This is a genomic window from Mycolicibacterium bacteremicum, from assembly GCF_002086115.1.
Lineage (GTDB): Bacteria > Actinomycetota > Actinomycetes > Mycobacteriales > Mycobacteriaceae > Mycobacterium > Mycobacterium bacteremicum.
Genome location: NZ_MVHJ01000012.1, coordinates 132444 through 145279, shown reverse-complemented (window position 1 = coordinate 145279; position 12836 = coordinate 132444). Strand labels below are relative to the sequence as shown.

The 12836-nt window shown below is 66.2% G+C and carries 13 protein-coding genes; 5 read left to right on the top strand and 8 right to left on the bottom strand.

All coding sequences use genetic code 11. From position 1 onward, the window contains the following. Nucleotides 1–36 precede the first annotated feature (36 nt). The 4 genes from BST17_RS16390 to BST17_RS16375 all read left to right on the top strand — a co-directional run bounded on the left by BST17_RS16390 (nt 37) and on the right by BST17_RS16375 (nt 3107). Nucleotides 37–630 (top strand): phosphate-starvation-inducible PsiE family protein, encoded by a 594-nt coding sequence (locus tag BST17_RS16390; RefSeq protein WP_234807698.1) that lies wholly within the window; start codon nt 37–39, stop codon nt 628–630. A 74-nt stretch (nt 631–704) separates the two neighbouring features. After that, complete coding sequence (locus BST17_RS16385; protein WP_083059821.1) at nt 705–989, top strand: type VII secretion target; 285 nt, start codon at nt 705–707, stop codon at nt 987–989. A 4-nt stretch (nt 990–993) separates the two neighbouring features. After that, nucleotides 994–2364 (top strand): hypothetical protein, encoded by a 1371-nt coding sequence (locus BST17_RS16380; RefSeq protein WP_083059820.1) that lies wholly within the window; start codon nt 994–996, stop codon nt 2362–2364. After that, nucleotides 2361–3107 (top strand): hypothetical protein, encoded by a 747-nt coding sequence (locus tag BST17_RS16375; protein WP_234807697.1) that lies wholly within the window; start codon nt 2361–2363, stop codon nt 3105–3107. The genes BST17_RS16380 and BST17_RS16375 overlap by 4 nt, the downstream gene beginning before the upstream one ends. Here the strand turns inward: BST17_RS16375 and BST17_RS16370 are convergent. The 6 genes from BST17_RS16370 to BST17_RS16345 all read right to left on the bottom strand — a co-directional run bounded on the left by BST17_RS16370 (nt 3094) and on the right by BST17_RS16345 (nt 8306). Next, nucleotides 3094–3804 (bottom strand): hypothetical protein, encoded by a 711-nt coding sequence (locus BST17_RS16370; protein WP_234807696.1) that lies wholly within the window; start codon nt 3802–3804, stop codon nt 3094–3096. The genes BST17_RS16375 and BST17_RS16370 overlap by 14 nt on opposite strands. A gap of 4 nt (nt 3805–3808) precedes the next feature. After that, nucleotides 3809–5719: a 1-deoxy-D-xylulose-5-phosphate synthase gene (gene dxs / locus BST17_RS16365; protein ID WP_083059818.1), complete on the bottom strand. Its 1911-nt coding sequence runs from the start codon at nt 5717–5719 to the stop codon at nt 3809–3811. A gap of 27 nt (nt 5720–5746) precedes the next feature. After that, nucleotides 5747–7048: a Na+/H+ antiporter NhaA gene (gene nhaA / locus BST17_RS16360; RefSeq protein ID WP_083059817.1), complete on the bottom strand. Its 1302-nt coding sequence runs from the start codon at nt 7046–7048 to the stop codon at nt 5747–5749. A gap of 66 nt (nt 7049–7114) precedes the next feature. After that, on the bottom strand, nt 7115–7651 hold the full coding sequence (locus BST17_RS16355; RefSeq protein WP_083059815.1) for a hypothetical protein: 537 nt from the start codon (nt 7649–7651) through the stop codon (nt 7115–7117). Nucleotides 7652–7654: 3 nt separating this feature from the next. Next, nucleotides 7655–7930, bottom strand: coding sequence for a helix-turn-helix transcriptional regulator (locus tag BST17_RS16350; protein WP_083059814.1), 276 nt, complete (start codon nt 7928–7930; stop codon nt 7655–7657). A gap of 73 nt (nt 7931–8003) precedes the next feature. After that, a complete protein-coding gene (locus BST17_RS16345) occupies nt 8004–8306 on the bottom strand; it encodes a hypothetical protein (RefSeq protein ID WP_083059812.1) in 303 nt (100 codons plus the stop codon). An 82-nt stretch (nt 8307–8388) separates the two neighbouring features. Between BST17_RS16345 and BST17_RS16340 the strand changes: the two genes are divergently transcribed. Further along, nucleotides 8389–9654 carry an HNH endonuclease signature motif containing protein gene (locus BST17_RS16340; protein ID WP_083059810.1) on the top strand — a complete coding sequence of 422 codons (1266 nt, stop codon included), beginning with the start codon at nt 8389–8391 and terminating at the stop codon, nt 9652–9654. Nucleotide 9655: 1 nt separating this feature from the next. Here the strand turns inward: BST17_RS16340 and BST17_RS16335 are convergent, their stop codons facing one another. Both BST17_RS16335 and BST17_RS16330 read right to left on the bottom strand, forming a co-directional pair. Continuing rightward, nucleotides 9656–10831, bottom strand: coding sequence for a class I SAM-dependent RNA methyltransferase (locus BST17_RS16335; RefSeq protein WP_083059809.1), 1176 nt, complete (start codon nt 10829–10831; stop codon nt 9656–9658). Next, nucleotides 10828–12831: an APC family permease gene (locus BST17_RS16330; protein ID WP_207573657.1), complete on the bottom strand. Its 2004-nt coding sequence runs from the start codon at nt 12829–12831 to the stop codon at nt 10828–10830. The genes BST17_RS16335 and BST17_RS16330 overlap by 4 nt, the downstream gene beginning before the upstream one ends. Nucleotides 12832–12836 lie beyond the last annotated feature (5 nt).

Genomic DNA, 12836 nt, shown 5'->3' with positions numbered 1-12836 from the left:
GAATCTCGACCACCTGCGACCTGGAGGACGATCACCGTGGCCGAGAAAGACGAGACGCACGACGAGAAGGACCGGCAACGGTTCGCCGACCGCGTGCTGAGCATCGTCGAGGACGCCATCTATTGGGCCATCGCGGTCATTTTGGTCGCCGGGGCGGTGGCTCTGCTGGTGGCCCAGGTCAAGACCATGTTCTCGTTACTGGACACGCCCACCTCCAACGTCATGCTGGAGGTCTTGGACGGCGTACTGCTGATCTTCATCTTCGTCGAGCTGCTCTACGCCGTGCGGACCAGCCTGCGGTCCCACGAGATCGCCGTCGAACCGTTTCTGGTCGTCGGAATCCTGGCTTGCATCAAGGAGATCGTGGTGCAGTCGGTGGAGGCGGCCAAACTCGTGGGCCAGGGTCCGGAATTCGCCAGGACCATCGTCCAGACCGGGGTGCTCGGCGCACTGGTGCTGGTGCTCGCGGTGGCGGCGTGGGTGCTCAGGCAACGCCGACTGGCGGGCCCCAGGACGACGGGGACGCCTGAGCGTCATCGGCCGACCGAATGTCCGTCCCACAGCGCCGGTGTGGCCATATCTGCACGACGACGCTCTCAGCGGGACATTGCGGGTACCGCTTGGTCCTGAAATTGGCGTGAAGGCATGTTCTGATCTTCGATTAGGGTAACTGTCGGAGGGACGAAGACGGCGGGGGGCTAACGGTGCAGGTTGACCCAGAGATCCTGCGCGCCTTCGCCGGCCAGGTCGATATTGCGGCAGGCATCATTCGCGAGGCCGACGTCGGCGGCAAGGTTGCCGCCGCGGCCGATGGGCTGGACGGTTCGACCACCCAATGGACGGCCCGCCTTGTGGGTGCCCACATCACACAGATCGCCGACCAGATCGCCGCTGACATTAACCAGATGGGCACCTCGGTGCGGGGCGCCGGCGGCGCCTACGACGTCAGCGATTCTGATCTGGCCGGCAGCTTCGGCGGGATTTTCTGAGACCGTGCTGCCCTCGCGTTCTCGGCTGGAACGGTGGAATCCTGATTCCCTCACGTTCACCGGTCAAGCGGTCAAAGACGGCGGCGTCGCGGTCGACAACGCCGTCACCACGCTGAATACCAACATCGCGACCATGCCCGACACCAAGGCATGGTCAGGTGATGCCCACACTGCCGCCACGTCGATGTTCGACCGTGCGCAGAAGCAAACCGGTGCCTTTTCCACCTATGCGACGGCGGTAGGTGAAGCCCTGATCTCGGGCGCCGGCACCATTGCTCCACCCCGGACGGCGTTGCTGAACAAGGCGGATCAGATCGACATGAGCGGTCAGTTGCGGGTCAACGAGCAGTGGGTTGTGCTGATCGCCGGCGCGCAAATGACCATTGAGCAGGTCGCGGCCTTGGAGCGGCGTGCACAGGCCGAACAGGTCATCGTGAACGGCTTGTTGACAGCCGTGGGATCGGCTGATGACACCGCCGCAGCCGCATTGACCGACGCCGCGCAGCCGCACGGCTTCGTACCACCGAATCCCCTCGACCCCGGAAGTCTGATGATTCCGGGATCTCAGCGTCCAGGTGATGAGGTACCCGATCCGTTGAGTCCGCTCGGAGCGATTCAGCAGGGACTGATCCGCGATACGGAGATGTCGCAGACGGTCCGCGAAACCACGACGGAGAAGCGATACGACCCGATGACCGGAGAGGAGCTGGCGACCGTCACCACCATCTACATGCAGGATGGCAGCAAGCACGTCAGGACGGCGAACGCCAACGCCCAGTTCTCCGATCGAGGTCCGGCCACGACCGAGATCCACTACGACAAGGATGGCAATGAGATCTCAAAATCGACATCGGTGACATTCAATGAGTTCGCCCACCACAGCATTGCCAACGCAGATGTGACGACGATTCAGATGGCCGACGGCACCATCACGACCTTGATTGAGCGTCCGGACGGCAGCAGGACCGGAACGATCAGAACCCCCGACGGCCGACAGGCGGACGTCCCGGTTCAATTGCTCAGCAATCCCGCGCTGATGACGATCGATGCAGGTATCACCGGTTTGGGTGCGCAGGCCGAGCACGGCATTCCCATGCTGAGCCAGGAGGCCCTGGAACACGTCAAGACGGGGGCTAAGTACGGAGGTCCCGCTTTCGGCCTGGCGACCGCGCTCTGGGACGTTGCGGTAGCCGACACGGGCTTTCAGAAGTGTGTGGCTGCCGCGGAAGGTGCGACGTCCTTGACGGCAGGCGCGTTGGCCGGAGTAGCGACCTCGGGCGGCGGCCCGGTAACCGCTGTTCTGGCGGCGACCGTGGCGGCCGGCGGAGGCAAAGCCCTGGGCAACTGGATTGGAAACACGTTTTGTCCACGATGAAGCTCAAACCAAAGCCGGCCGTCATCGCGGTAGCACTCTTCGGATTCGGCGTGTTCGCTGCCGTCTGGGCGGTGATCTGGTTGTCACGCAACAGCTATTTGACCGCTGCGGTAATGCTCGGTCTGGCGCTGTGGGCATTCGGATTCGCCTACTACTTCATCTACGCGACATCCGGTAGGTCAACACCCCGCAGGTCCGTGGGCTCGGGCGCGATTCTGTTGCGGCCGCCGTCGAGTTTGGACACCGTCTTTGTGGTCGCCACCGCCGCGACGACGGTCACGGCTACTTTGTTCCTGGTCTTCAACACGCTCGGCATGCTCGACTACGTACCGACCGGAGTCGAACGGTCCATGGCATACACCGGGTCGGTCTTCCTGCTTCTCTTCGGAATCCCCACCCTCTTCCGAATAATCAAACACGGTGGCGGTGGCCATCTACGGCTCAGCCCAGCCGGTTTCGAAGTGTGGAACGGGCAATGGGGCACCTATAAGCAGGGGCCCTGGAGCGATGTGGAGGACATCCTCGACCATCAACCGAAGCGAAAGAAGTCTTTTCACGACGTCATCGTCTTCATCCTTCCCGAGGGCCGCAGCATCATGCTGGTAGCCGACGCCATCATGGGCGATTCGAACTCACTCCGGCGGTGGGTCCGGTTCTACTGGCAGCATCCCGAGCACCGTGACGAACTGGCGGACAGTCGCGGACTACGCCGGCTCGACGAGCAGGATTTCAGCGTCGACTGAGATCGGCGGCGATGAGCCCGGCAACACATCCCGTCATCGTCTCGATGTCGAGCGGCTCTGCGCTGCCCGGCTCAGCAGGATCGAGTATGTAGTCGCCATCACCATCGATCTGCACCCATTGCACGAATCTGTCGCCGACTCGCAGCGTTCCTGTCGCGGTGATGGACCCGCGGTCGACGATGGTGGCATTCGACCGCTCACGCTCACTGCCCGGAATCAGAAAACCCAGATCGTCATAACGGTCCGCATCGGCATGGCGGTCGGCCAACTCGATGCGCCAGCGTGTACCGGCACCGACCAGCCCGGCCGATTCCGCAACTGCTTGGCTCAGCACATCCGGCGCTGCCGAGTACACGTCAATCGTGTCCATCCCGTCGCATCGGCGTTGCACTGCAACGAATCCCACGCCCTGGCCACGCACGGCATACAGTCGCCGGTCATCGGCGTTTCCGTCCGAATACTCGACCCGACACTGCACACTTACATCGGGCCGGACAAGGGCCGCCACCCATGGCTGCATACGGCGCAGATCACCGTCGCTCAGGCGAGTCTCGATGGGCTCGACGTTTCGGCTGGCCAACCACAGGGACCCGACCGGCCGGCTGCGGCCCAGTGGTTCGGGCAGCACTGTTTCGGCATACAGCTCCAGCGCAGCCTCCAGATCAACGACTGCGATAGAGCCGACCTGAATCAGCACCGACTCAGTCGACGCTGTTCTCGACCCGATCCCCCACCGCTGATCCCAGCGCGGCCACCCACCCGGTGATCTGCCGGGCGATGTGCTGATCGGTCAAGCCGATGTCGGTGAGCACCTCACCCCGCGAGGCGTGCGGCTGGAACTCCTGCGGCACACCCACATCGCGGCACGGCACGTCGATCTCGTTGCGACGCAGGGCCGCCGACACCGATGATCCGATGCCACCGTGCACGCCGCTGTCCTCGACGGTGACCACCAGCTTGTGTGCCTTGGCCAACGTGTGCAGCGCCTCGGGTACCGGCAACACCCAGCGCGGATCGACGACGGTGACGCCGATGCCCTGCTGCTGCAGGCGTTGCGCCACCGACAGACCCATCTGGGCGAAGGAGCCGACCGCGATGAGCAGGACGTCCTCGGACAGTTCGGGGCCGGGCTTGGCCAGGATGTCCAGGCCGTCACGGCGCTCCAGGGCCGGGATGTCCTCGCCGACAGCACCCTTGGGGAACCGGATGGCCGTGGGGCCGTCCTTGACGTCGAGTGCCTCACCGAGTTCCTCGCGCAACCGCGAGGCGTCCCGCGGTGCGGCGACGCGCATTCCGGGCACGATGCCGAGGATGGACAGATCCCACACACCGTGATGGCTGGCCCCGTCGGGACCGGTCACGCCCGCACGGTCGAGCACGATCGTCACCGGCAGTTTGTGCAGGGCAACGTCCATCATCATCTGATCGAAGGCGCGGTTGAGGAAGGTCGAGTAGACCGCCACCACCGGATGCAGGCCGCCCATCGCCAGACCCGCCGCCGAGGTCATCGCGTGCTGCTCGGCGATGCCGACGTCGAACAGCCGGTCGGGGTAGAGCTGGCCGAAAGCCGCCAGTCCGGTGGGTCCGGGCATGGCCGCGGTGATCGCGACGACGTCGCGGCGGCGCTTGGCGATCTTGATCAGTTCGTCGGAGAACGTGCCGGTCCACCCCGGCGCTGAGACGGCGGTCGCCTGCCCGGTGACCGGATCGATGACGCCGCAGGCATGCATCTGCTCGGCCTCGTCGGCCTCGGCCGGGGCGTAGCCCATGCCCTTGCGGGTCACCACGTGCACGATGACCGGCGCGTTGAACCCACGTGCGTGCCGCAGCGCCGCCTCGACCGCGTGCTCGTCATGACCGTCGATCGGGCCGACGTACTTCAGGCCCAGATCGGTGAACATGGCCTGCGGCTGCAGCGCATCCTTGAGACCCGCCTTGACGCTGTGCATGGCCTGGTAGCAGATCTCGCCGATGACCGGCACGCCGCGCACCACATCGCGGCCCCGCTCCAGGAACTTCTCGTACTCGGGCTGCAGCCGGAGCGCGGCCAGATGGTCGGCCAGGCCGCCGATGGTCGGCGCGTAGCTGCGGCCGTTGTCGTTGACCACGACGACGACGGGCCGGTTGGACCCGGCGATGTTGTTCAGCGCCTCCCAGCACATACCGCCGGTGAGCGCGCCGTCACCGACGACGGCGACGACATGGCGGTTACGGTGCCCGGCCAACTCGAATGCCTTGGCCAACCCGTCGGCATAGGACAGCGCGGTGCTGGCGTGGCTCGACTCGACCCAGTCGTGTTCGCTCTCGGTGCGGGCCGGATAGCCGGAGAGGCCGTCCTTCATCCGCAGACGGTCGAAGTCGTCGGCGCGTCCGGTCAGGATCTTGTGCACATAGGACTGATGTCCGGTGTCGAAGATGATCGGATCATGCGGCGAATCGAACACCCGGTGCAACGCCAGGGTCAGCTCGACGACGCCGAGGTTGGGGCCCAAATGTCCGCCGGTTGCAGCTACCTTGTGAATCAGGAATTCACGGATCTCACCGGCCAGCTCGCCGAGCTGAGACTGCGACAGGCGCTGCAGATCTGCGGGTCCGCGGATCTGTTTAAGCATCCCGCCAGCTTACCCACGCGATACCCCTCAGTCCTGTCGAGGCTGGTAGATGTCGGGCACGCCGTCGTGATCATCGTCGGCTGTCTCCGCCGCCTGAATTCGGCGATATGTGGCGTTTCTCGTGGCCAGCAGCACCGACGCCAGTACCGCGGCGGTCAGCGACCCGGTCAGCACCCCGACTTTCACGAACTCCTCGCGTGTCGTGTCGCTGTAAGCCAAATCACCGATCAGCAGCGACACGGTGAACCCGATCCCGGCGAGCATCGACACTCCGAGCACGTCGACCCACCGCAACGACGAGTCCAATTCGGCGCGGCTGACCTTCGAGAGCGTCCACGTCGTCAGGAAGATGCCGACCGGTTTGCCGAGCACGAGGCCGGCGATGATGCCCAGGGTGATGGGATTGGTCAGCGCCTCGGCCAAACCACTGAATCCGCCCAGGGCGACGCCCGCGGCGAAGAAGGCGAAGACCGGGATGGCGACACCCGCCGACAGCGGGCGGGTCTTGTGCTCGAAGTATTCGGCCATTCCCGACCCGAGCTCGGCGCCGGCGCGGGTCACCGAGCGGTGGACGGGCACTGCGAAGCCGAGCAGCACGCCGGCGACGGTGGCATGGACACCGGATTCGTGCATCAGCACCCACGTCGCGATCGACAACGGGACCAGGATCCACCAGGCCTTGATCCCGCGTTGTACGCACAGCGCGAACAGGGCCAGCGGTATGACCGCCGCGGCCAGCGCGCCGATGTCGAGATCATCGGTGTAGAACACGGCGATGACCGTGATGGCCAGCAGATCGTCGACCACGGCCAGGGTCAGCAGGAACATCCGCAGCGCCGAGGGCAGGTGCGTGGAGATGACCGCGAGCACGGCCACCGCGAAGGCGATGTCGGTCGCCGTGGGGATGGCCCAGCCGTGTAGCGCCCCCTCGCCTCCCCGCCAGGCGATGGCGGCGAAGATCAGCGCGGGGGCTGCCATGCCGCCGACGGCCGCGGCGATGGGCAGTGCCGCGCGGCCCGGGTCACGCAGGTCGCCGGCGACGAACTCGCGTTTGAGCTCCAGGCCGACGACGAAGAAGAACAGTGCGAGCAGGCCGTCGGCGGCCCAGTGTCCGATCGACAACGACAGGTGCAGACCGAATGGCTCGCCCCCGATGTGGAAGTCGCGGATCGCGAAATAGCTGCCGGCCCATGGCGAATTGGCCCAGATGATCGCGGCCCCGGCGGCGACGAGCAGGATGACGCCCCCGACGGTCTCCTTGCGCAGGATCTCCGATACCCGCTTGGCCTCCGGCCAGGAACCGAGTGCGAGAAGTCTGCGGTTGCTCATGGGTCTCCCTTGGTCAGCGCGATGTGAACGCCGACCAGACTTCCCGGCACACCGGGGATGACCCTATTACACGTCGTCGGGTTCGGGGTCGGGGCGAGTCCAACCGAGGATCATCGCCGGCGCGCATCCGCCGATGAGCAGCACCGTCAGCGCCATCGAGCCACCCGCATAGGCCATGTTCACATCGGTGCCGCCGGTTATGACGGAGCCGAAGATCAGGTAGAAGACCGGGATCATCATCAGGTTCTGGGTGATGGTGAGCCCGATCGACCGGGCGCTGTTGCGCTGGGCGATCTCGAATTCGTCGAGAGCACCCTGTGGCGCGTCGCCGCGCCGACTGGAAACGATCTGCATGACGATCCAGACCGGGAAGAACACCAGGCAGGCAGGAAGCCAGAGCACCGGTGCCCAGGGCACGCCGAACGCACACAGCACGCTGATACCGAACATGACGGCGAAGGTCACCACGAGGGTGACGACGAGCGCGCGCCTGCGGCGCTTGGCACGCCAGGCCGGCAACGAATTCGCCCACACCTGTTCCTGTTTCAGAAACCGCTTGGTCCGGAAGTCCTGATACCGCTCGATCAGATCCGTATCAGCCATCGCTCAACCGCCTCCTTCGATGCGTCGGTACACCTGCGCGGACAGCGGTGCGAACGCGGTCCGCGAGAACACCGCCTCGACCGGGAGGTCGAACACCTCGCAGATCCGGAACGCCAGATCGAGGCTCGGGTAGTGGTCGCCCCGTTCCAGCGCGCCGACGGTCTGCGGGTTGACCTCAATGCGTGCCGCCAGGTCGGCCCGGCTCATCCCGCGCTCCGCACGCAGGACGCGGATGCGGTTGTGGATCGGGAGAGTTTCCGCCCGCCTCACCGGACTCATACAACTAATTGTTAGGAAAACCCAACATTTCGTCAAGTAGCAGTGGTGAAGCGGCAGGCCGTCGCCCGAACCGTCAAGCGGCCCGGGTCGACGAGCGACCGACCCGGCCGCGCCGCGATCGACCGCGGTATCTGGCCTTATAGACACGCAGATCGTCGTCGGTGACCGGCTTGGCCCAGACACTGCCGAACCGGCGCGCCCCGATCCGGAAGCCCGCGACCGCCGCCGCGAACGACGCCACCGACACGATCGCGCACACCAGAGCCGAGGCACTGCCGACGGCCAGTGCCGTGACGAACAGACCCAGCGATATGAAGCCGACGATGAAGAACACATAGCCGCCGTAGGCGACCGCCGTACCCGAGATCTTTTTCATGACTTGCTCACCCCGAACGGCGGGTACCCGCTTCGGCGATTTTCACCACGGCTTGTCAGAGGGCCGCAGTAGAGTCGGAAACGTGTTCGAAAGTTTGTTCGATATCGATCCCGAAGCCTCCGAGGCGGATCTGCGGGACGTGATCGAGCGCTGCGAACGCCTCAAGTCAACGGCCGCCGCAGCCCAGGCGCGCGCGGCCGCTCAGTGGTCGACTGCGCGGCGGGACGCCGAAGCGGCCGCCGGGGTGGCGCCGACGAGGCGCGGACGAGGGTTGGCGGCAGAGATCGCCCTGGCCCGCCGCGACTCACCGAAGAAGGGTGACCAGCACCTCGGCTTGGCCAGGGCTCTGGTGCACGAGATGCCCCACACCCTCGCGGCCCTGGAGGCCGGCGTGCTCTCCGAGTGGCGGGCGACCATCCTCGTTCGCGAGTCGGCCTGCCTGACCGCCGATGATCGACGCCGCCTCGACCACGAGATGTGCGCCGACCCCGCTCAGCTCGAGGGCCTGGGCGACAAGCGCATCACGGCCGAGGCCAAGCGAATCGCCTACCGGCTGGATCCGCATGCCGTGGTCGACAAGGCCGCCAAGGCACCCCAGGACCGCACCGTCACCACCCGGCCCGCCGCCGACAACATGGTCTACCTCACCGCGCTGATGCCGCTGGCCCAGGGCATCGCCTGCTACGCCAGCCTCAAACGGGAGGCCGACGCCAATCCAAATGGCCGCTCGCGCGGGCAGACGATGTCCGACACCGTGTACGAGCGTCTCACCGGACGGTCTGTGGCGGAACCGGTGCCGTTGACGGTCAACGTGGTGCTCTCCGACGAGGCGCTCATCGGCACCAGCGACGATGCCGCGACGGTGGCAGACCACGGGCCGATCCCGGCCGAGGTGGCCCGGAAACTGATCACCGACGCCATCGACGAGCAGGGGTGGGTCGAGCTGCGGCGGCTCTACGCCGCCCCGGGTACCGGCGCGCTGGTCGCCTTGGAATCGCACGCCCGCACGTTTTCCGGCGGGCTGGCACAGTTCATCCGGCTACGCGACCAGACCTGCCGAACACCGTTCTGCAATGCACCCATCCGCCACATCGACCATGCCGAGCCACACCGGCGGGGCGGGTCCACCGACGCGCGCAATGGGCGTGGTTGCTGCGAACAGTGCAACTACTCCAAGGAAGCACCCGGCTGGCGGGTCAAGACCTACTTCGACCCGCACGGTCGGCACGTCGCCGAGCACATCACCCCGACCGGGGCCGTCTACCGCTCGACCGCGCCGCCGGTGGCCGGCGGGATGCGCATCCTCACCCGTGACGTGCACCTCGTCATGGTGCACAAAGCGGCCTGAGTCAGCGCGTCAGCACCGCCATGCATTCGACGTGGTGGGTCAACGGGAACGAATCGAACACCCGCAGGGATTCCACGGTGTAGCCCTGACGCAGGTACTCCCCCACGTCCCGCGCGAAGGACGCTGCCTCACAACCGATGTGGATGATTCGCGGCACCCCGGCCAACGCCTCGATGATCTCCTTGCCGGCACCCGAGCGCGGCGGGTCCAACACGGCGACATCGGGCCGGGAACGCTGCGCCCCCACCACCCGGCGCACCGAATCGGTCACCACCGACACCTGCGGCGCGTCGGCCAGCGCGGCCCGCGCCGCGCGGGCCGCACCGCGCGAGGTGTCGACCGTCAGCACCTTGCCGCTCTCCCCCACCCGGTCGGCGAGTACGGACGCGAACACCCCGGCGCCGCCGTAGAGATCCCACGCCGTCATGCCCGGCTGCAGCGCCGCGGCGTCGCCGACCAACGCGCTGTAGGTACGCGGCGCATCCCGGTGCGCCTGCCAGAACGCGGTCACCGGAACCCGCCAGCGCCGGCCACCGATCTGCTGGACGGCCTCGTACTCGCCCTCCACCACCTGCGTGCTCGCCTGACGTCCGGTGCGTGGGCCGGCCTGCACGACATGCCGGCGGCCCTCGTCATCGACGGCGATGTGCAACTGCGCCCCGGGCGGCCACCGGGATCCGTCCAGGCCATCGAGCATGCCGCCCGGCAGCTGCGCGCAATTCAACGATTCGGCCAACTCGTCGCTGTGATAGCGGTGAAACCCGGCGCGGCCGGTCTCGGAGACGTCGAGGCGCACCCGGGTGCGCCAGCCGGTCGCCGAGCCGTCGCCGACTTCCTCGGCGACACCGTCCCAGTCGAATCCGCCCAAGCGGCCCAACTGATTGGCCACCACCTCGCCCTTGATGCGCCGAGCGGCCGACGGCTGCGCGAACGCCAGATCGCAGCATCCAGAACCCTGCGAACCGGCGATGGCACACAACGATTTCACCCGGTCCGGTGACGGCTCGACAACCTCCACGACATCGGCGTGCCAATAGGATCCCCGCTCGGAGACCACCCGCACCCGCACCTGCTCGCCGGGTAGCGCATAGCGAACGAAGACCACCCGGCCGTCGTGACGCGCGACGCAACTGCCCCCGTTGGCCGCAGGCCCGGTGGTCAGTGTCAGTTCGGTCAATCCAGAAATCCTCTGCGTGCATCGCCGGGAGCGGATTGCGGTTGCATGGTCTTGAGCCGTTCCGACGAGTTGAGCTGCCAGGGTACCGAAGTCACCATGACGTTCGGCTCGAAGAGCAACCGGCCCTTGAGGCGCAGCGCGCTCTGGTTGTGCAGCACCTGCTCCCACCAGTGCCCCACCACGTATTCGGGGATGAACACGGTGACCACCGTGCGCGGCGATTCCTTGGTGACACGCTTCACGTAATCCAGTACCGGCCTGGTGATTTCACGGTACGGCGAGGCGATCACCTTCAGCGGTGTGCTGATGTCGCTCTCCTCCCAGGTGTGCACCAGTGCACGGGTCTCGGCGTCGTCGACGCTGACCGTGATGGCCTCCAGCACATCCGGGCGGGTGGCGCGGGCGTAGGCCAGCGCACGCTTGGTCGGCAGGTGCAGTTTGGACACCAGCACCACCGCGTGGTTGCGACTGGGCAGCACCACGTCCTCGACCTCGGCCTCCTGCTCGTCGAGTTCCCGCGCGACGGTGTCGTAGTGCCGGCGGATCAGCTTCATCAGCACGAACAGCGATCCCATCGCCAGGATCGCGATCCACGCGCCGGCCATGAACTTGGTGATCACCACGACGATCAGGACGGAGCCGGTGCACGCACACCCGACGGCGTTGATCACCCGCGAGCGCATCATGTGCCTGCGCACCGCCGGGTCGGTCTCGACCTTCAGATAGCGCGTCCAGTGCCGGACCATGCCGATCTGGCTGAGTGTGAACGATACGAACACGCCCACGATGTAGAGCTGGATCAGATGCGTCACCTCGGCCTGGAACGCCACCACGAAGGCGATGGCCGCCAAGGCCAGGAACAGGATGCCGTTGGAGAACGCCAGCCGGTCACCGCGGGTGTGCAACTGGCGCGGCAGGAACCGGTCCTGGGCCAGGATCGAACCCAGCACCGGGAAACCGTTGAACGCGGTGTTGGCCGCCAGCACCAAGATCAAGGCGGTCACACCGGCGATGGCGTAGAGACCGACCGGGAAATCGTGGAACACCGCGTCGGCGAGCTGGGCGATCAGCGTCTTCTGGTGATACCCCTCCGGAGCGCCCACCAGCTGGGTCTCCGGATGCTCGGCGATCTTCACGCCGGTTTCCTTGGCCAGCATGATGATCCCGATGAACAGCGTGGTGGCGATCACACCCAGCATCAGCAGTGTGGACGCCGCGTTGCGGGACTTGGGCTTCTGGAATGCCGGCACCCCGTTGCTGATCGCCTCGACACCGGTCAGTGCCGCACAGCCGGACGAAAATGCGCGCGCCACCAGGAACACCATGGCCACCGCCATCAGATCGCCGTGGTCGGAATTCACGTCGAAGGACGCCGACTCGGCCTTCAGATCGTGGCCCAGGACGTAGATCTGGAACAGGCCCCAACCCAGCATGACGAAGATGCCGATCATGAACGCGTAGGTCGGGATCGCGAAAGCGGTGCCGGATTCCCGGATGCCGCGCAGGTTCAGCGCGGCCAGCAGCAGGATCGCCACCACCGCGAACAGCACCTTGTGCTGGTTGATGAACGGCACCGCCGAGCCGATGTTGGCCATCGCCGAGGACATCGACACCGCCACCGTCAGCACGTAGTCGACCAGCAGCGCGCTGGCCACCGTCAGGCCGGCCGTACCGCCCAGGTTGGTGGTCACCACCTCGTAATCGCCGCCACCGGAGGGATAGGCATGCACGTTCTGCCGGTAGCTGGCGATGACGATCAGCATCACCGCGGCGACAGCCAGACCGATCCACGGGGCGAACGAGTACGCCGCCAGGCCGGCCACCGACAGCACCAGGAAGATCTCCTCTGGTGCGTAGGCAACCGAGGACAGCGCGTCGGAAGCGAACACCGGCAAGGCGATCCGCTTCGGCAACAGCGTGTGCGACAACTTGTCGCTGCGAAACGGTCTCCCCAGGACCAACCGCCGGGCGGCGGTCGAAAGCTTGGACACGAGTGCCAAGAGTA